Source organism: Catenibacterium sp., assembly GCF_052354645.1.
Lineage (GTDB): Bacteria > Bacillota_I > Bacilli_A > Erysipelotrichales > Coprobacillaceae > Catenibacterium > Catenibacterium mitsuoka_A.
This window is the reverse complement of record NZ_DAWDDM010000154.1, coordinates 1-4,755: the sequence shown is the minus strand read 5'-3', so window position 1 is coordinate 4,755 and position 4,755 is coordinate 1. Positions and strand designations below refer to the sequence as shown.

Annotated in this window: 5 protein-coding genes; all 5 read right to left on the bottom strand. The window is 34.8% G+C overall.

The window, feature by feature from the left end; all coding sequences use genetic code 11:
• The coding region (locus ACT8VG_RS07480; RefSeq protein WP_444195529.1) for an ABC transporter ATP-binding protein at positions 1-597 on the bottom strand (597 nt) is incomplete at its 3' end.
• Positions 594-1,541 carry a branched-chain amino acid ABC transporter permease gene (locus ACT8VG_RS07475; RefSeq protein WP_195921215.1) on the bottom strand — a complete coding sequence of 316 codons (948 nt, stop codon included), beginning with the start codon at positions 1,539-1,541 and terminating at the stop codon, positions 594-596. The genes ACT8VG_RS07480 and ACT8VG_RS07475, both read right to left, overlap by 4 nt.
• Positions 1,542-1,544: 3 nt before the next feature.
• Positions 1,545-2,417 carry a branched-chain amino acid ABC transporter permease gene (locus ACT8VG_RS07470; RefSeq protein ID WP_217106303.1) on the bottom strand — a complete coding sequence of 291 codons (873 nt, stop codon included), beginning with the start codon at positions 2,415-2,417 and terminating at the stop codon, positions 1,545-1,547.
• Between the two features lie 61 nt (positions 2,418-2,478).
• The gene (locus ACT8VG_RS07465) at positions 2,479-3,621 is read right to left on the bottom strand and encodes an ABC transporter substrate-binding protein (RefSeq protein WP_195921216.1); all 1,143 of its coding nucleotides are present in this window, start codon (positions 3,619-3,621) and stop codon (positions 2,479-2,481) included.
• Between the two features lie 124 nt (positions 3,622-3,745).
• Positions 3,746-4,755, bottom strand: a 1,010-nt coding sequence (locus ACT8VG_RS07460) for an NAD(P)/FAD-dependent oxidoreductase (protein ID WP_444195528.1), incomplete at its 5' end; no start/stop codon positions are given.

Here is a 4,755-nt window from a genome sequence, read left to right as displayed (position 1 = left end):
TACAATCTTAATAGTTTCCATTAATTCAGCTGTTTCTGTAGGGTTCATACCTGCTGCAGGTTCATCTAATAATAATAGCTTAGGTGCAGTCGCAAGTGCTCTCGCAATTTCAAGTTTTCTCTGTTTACCATAAGGTAAGTTCTTTGCCTTTGATTCTGCAAATTCTTCTAGATGGAAAACACGTAATAATGATAAAGCCTCTTCCTGCATAGCAGCTTCAGCCTTCTTATATTTAGGTGTATGGAATAATGCATCAAAGACAGTATAAGGATGGGAATAATGTAGCCCTACTTTTACATTATCAATAACACTCATTTCCTTAAATAAACGAATATTTTGGAATGTTCTAGCGATACCAGCTTTAGTGATCTTAATTGTATTCGCTTTTTTAATAGGCTGTCCTTCAAAAAGGATACGACCACTTGTTGGCTGATAAACACCTGTTAATAGGTTGAAGACAGTTGTTTTACCTGCACCATTTGGACCAATTAAACCAAATAACTGGTTCTTATCGATTTCAAAGTTAAATTCATCTACGGCTTTTAATCCACCAAACTGAATACCAAGACCTTCTGCTTTTAATAATGGTGTACTCATTCTGGCTTCACCTCATCTTTCTTTTTAAAGAATGGAAGACGTTCCATGATCTGTTCGCCTTTACCAGTTCCTTTTAAAATCATAGCAGCAATTAATACAATTGCATATAACAACATTCTATACTGTGAGAATGAGATTAATAATTCTGGAATTATAGTAAGCACAATAGCTGCAATAATAGAACCTTTTAAGTTACCCATACCACCAAGTACTACCATAACTAGAATTTCAACTGATTTGTTGAAGTCAAATCCTTTAGGAAGGATAACTGTATAATAATGTGCATATAATCCTCCTGCAAGTCCTGCAAAAATAGCACTGACTGCAAAAGCAAATACTTTATAATAACCAACATCAATACCAGATAATTCTGATGCTGTTTCATCTTCACGAATTGAGATGATAGCACGTCCATGTCTAGATTTCACAATTGAATATACGACAAAGATTGTGATAATCATTGCAATAAAGACATAAACAAGATTTGTATTCAAAGGAATACCAATTAAACCTTTAGCACCATTAGTGATTTCAAGGTTATTCATAACAACACGGATGATTTCATTGAAAGCAAGAGTGATAATACAAAGATAGTCACCTTTTAATCTTAATACTGGAATACCGATAATCAAACCAATAACACCAGCTGCAATCGCACCAATAAGTAATGATACAATAAATGGAAGATTTAAATAAATACTAATTAAAGCTGATGTATAAGCACCTACTGACATGAAACCAGCATGTCCTAAAGTAAGCTGACCTAAATAACCAGCTGCTAAGTTAAGTGATACAGCGAGGATAATATTAATACCACAAAGAATTAATACACCCTGCCAATAAGAGTTAATAACAGATGTAGCTGTTCCTACCATCAATACCGCAAAGATCACAATTGAAAGAATAAATGATCTGAATAGTTCGTTTTTTAATAGTTTTTCCATAGACTACACCTTCTCTCTTACATTCTTACCAAATAAGCCTGCTGGCTTAACTAATAAGACAAGAATAAGAATACCAAATACAACCGCATCAGAGAAATCTGATGAGATATATGCAATAGTAAGTGATTCTGCAACACCAAGCATTAAACCACCTACCATAGCTCCTGGTACACTACCAATTCCACCAAGTACAGCTGCGATAAATGCTTTAATACCTAACATTAAACCGATATATGGAGTAATTAATGAATAAGCACATCCATAAATTACACCTGCAATAGCACCAAGTCCTGAACCAATCGCAAATGTAAGAGATACTGTTGTATTTACATTAATACCCATTAACTGGGCTGCACCCTGGTCTTCTGATACAGCACGCATTGCTTTTCCTAGTTTTGTCTTATTAATAAAGAACAATAAAACAGCAGTACATACAGCAGTTACTACAAGAGTAATAACAGTAATATATTTAATAGAAATACCACCGAGATTGATTGTACCCTTTGGCATAATCTGTGGGAATGTACGAGCCGCACTACCAAAGATTAATAAGAATACATTTTCTAATAAGTAGCTGACACCAATGGCAGTGATCAATACTTCAAGTGAACCTTTACCTCTTAAAGGTTTATAAGCTACTTTTTCTGTTAAAACACCTAAAGCTGCAGTGGCAACTATAGAAAACAAAATTGCTGGAATAGGTCCTACAATACCCATCGCGATTAATGCGAAATAAGCCCCTGCCATGATGATATCACCATGGGCAAAGTTGATCATTTTCGCAATACCATAAACCATTGTATAACCAATTGCAACTAAAGCATACATACTCCCAGTCGAGAGTCCGTTGATGATTTGGTTGATAAAGTTAATCATAATTACTTCTCCCCTCTAAAAATAAAAAAATAAGGAGAGATGAACTCTCCTTTATTCATCGTTATTTTGCAGTTACATACTGACCGTTCTTGATAGTAACGATATTTAATTCCTTAACAGGGTTGTGGTTCTTATCATAAGTGAATCCACCACAAACTGCTTCATCATCAGATACTTTGACCTTTTCTAATGCAGCATTTACCTTTTCAGGATCAGTTGATTTAGCTTTGTTGATAGCTTTCATCATAACAGTAACTGTATCATAAGCCATACCAGCGAACATACTTGGAGTTGTTCCATATTCTTTTTCATAAGCTTTTACGAATTCATATGCAGGACCGCTAGTTGCATCTTTGTTGTAACCACTTGTGAAGAAGCAGTTTTCAAAGTCTGCAGTGTTAACACCCTTAACACCAAGAACACCATCCCAGCCATCAGCACCAAATATTGGAGCCTTAAAGCCAGAGTCTCTTAACTGTTTAGTAATAGATACAACTGATTCATAGTAATCTGGTAAGAAAACAGCATCAGGATTAGCCTGTTTAATCTTAGAAATGAATGTTGAGAAATCTTTAGTATTTGCATTATATGCTTCATAGAATGAAACATTAACGCCCTGCTTCTTAGCTTCAGCTTTATAAGCAGCTGCAACACCTGTAGAATAATCAGATTCCTTGTTGTAAAGAACTGCTACGTTCTTGAAATCATATTTAGCTTTAGACTGTTTAGCTAAGTAAGTACCAGCATAAGAGTCATTTGTACAGATTCTGAATACGTTCTTATAAGCTGTTTTACCATTCATAGTGAATTTATCACCTGAAGCAGATGGTGAAAGAACTGGTGTGTTGTTCTTGCTTGAAGCACTTGCTACTGAAAGTGCAGAACCAGTTGTTACTGGTGAAAGAACTGCAGTGACCTTATCATCATTATATAACTTGTTATAGTCATTTACGGCTGTAGTTGGATCAGCCTTATCATCATAGTAAACGCCTGTAATCTTAGTGCCATGTTTCTTGTTATAATCATTAATAGCCATCTTCATAGCATTCTTTACGGCTGTACCATACTGAGAAGCTTCACCACTTAGTGGGCCGATAAAACCAAATTTAGGTGCTTTGATATCTGTTGTAGATGATTTTCCATTACTACAACCTACTAACATTGCTGCGACTGCACCAGCTGTCACGATTGTTTTAAATTTCATACATTATCCCTCCAATTTGTATATGCCCCTTATTATACAATCTCATTTGGGTTTGTCAATATAATTTCATTACTATTTTTACAACAAAACAAATAATTTTAATTTTATTTACCTTTTTCCTAATTTATTGTATTGTTTTTGAAACCTCTTTAAATACTGAATAAGCGCTTGCTAACGCAAAATGAATGTTATATCCTCCACAATCTCCAGTAATGTCTAATATTTCACCTGTCGCATAAAGATGAGGATAGTTGATGAATTCAAAAGATTCATTAAAATTAGAAATCATCAATCCCCCAAGGTCTGCCTGGGCAAATTCTTCACCTCTTAGCTCTTTGATAGTCAATTCTAGATGTTTTAGGAAGGATACAGGGTTCTTCTTATTTTCTAGTATTGGAACAAGTTTTGGATGAACCAGACCATCATAAGGACCACTCATTGTTTGTAGTGTATGAATAATAGAATATAACTCCTGATCAGTAAATTCAGGATAGAAATCACATACAATCTGATCTCCAGGACGGGCATAACGGCTTAAGACCATGACTGCAATTCCACTAATACCATAATCAGTAAAAAGAAGTTCTCCTTTTTCTGTATGTCCATTTAGAGTAAATTCTCCCTTCATTCTAACACCCTTTAATTTCTTATAAGCAGGAGTAGTAATTAACTGCGTAATAGTTGGTCTCATAGGGCGATAATCAACTTTAAGAGAGTTAAATAAAGTACGTCTATCTTTCATACCTGATAATTTACCAGCAGGAGTACCGCAGGCAATAGTGACATAATCTGCTTGATAATCTTGATGCGCTGCATGAATAAAATAACCATGCTTACTCTTTTTAATTGACAATACTTCTTCATCACATATAATCTTTACGCCATATTCTTCCGCTCTATTTAAAAATAATGTCTGTACAGCTTTGGCTGACTCACTATAAGGGTATAAGAGATTACCCATATATTTTGTATAAAGGCCAATATCCTTAAGTGCTTCTACTATATCAAAATCATGAATGATATCATTTACCCATGGTTTGATGTCTCCATCATAATGCGCCTTGTCTAGATCCTTGTTAGAAAGATTACAACGCCCATTACCTGTAGCTAAAAGTTTCTTTAATGGTTTGTCAT

Coding starts and splice junctions, on each gene's coding strand:
- ACT8VG_RS07475 (WP_195921215.1), bottom strand. CDS start 1,541: ATGGAAAAACTATTAAAAAACGAACTATTCAGATCATTTATTCTTTCA.
- ACT8VG_RS07470 (WP_217106303.1), bottom strand. CDS start 2,417: ATGATTAACTTTATCAACCAAATCATCAACGGACTCTCGACTGGGAGT.
- ACT8VG_RS07465 (WP_195921216.1), bottom strand. CDS start 3,621: ATGAAATTTAAAACAATCGTGACAGCTGGTGCAGTCGCAGCAATGTTA.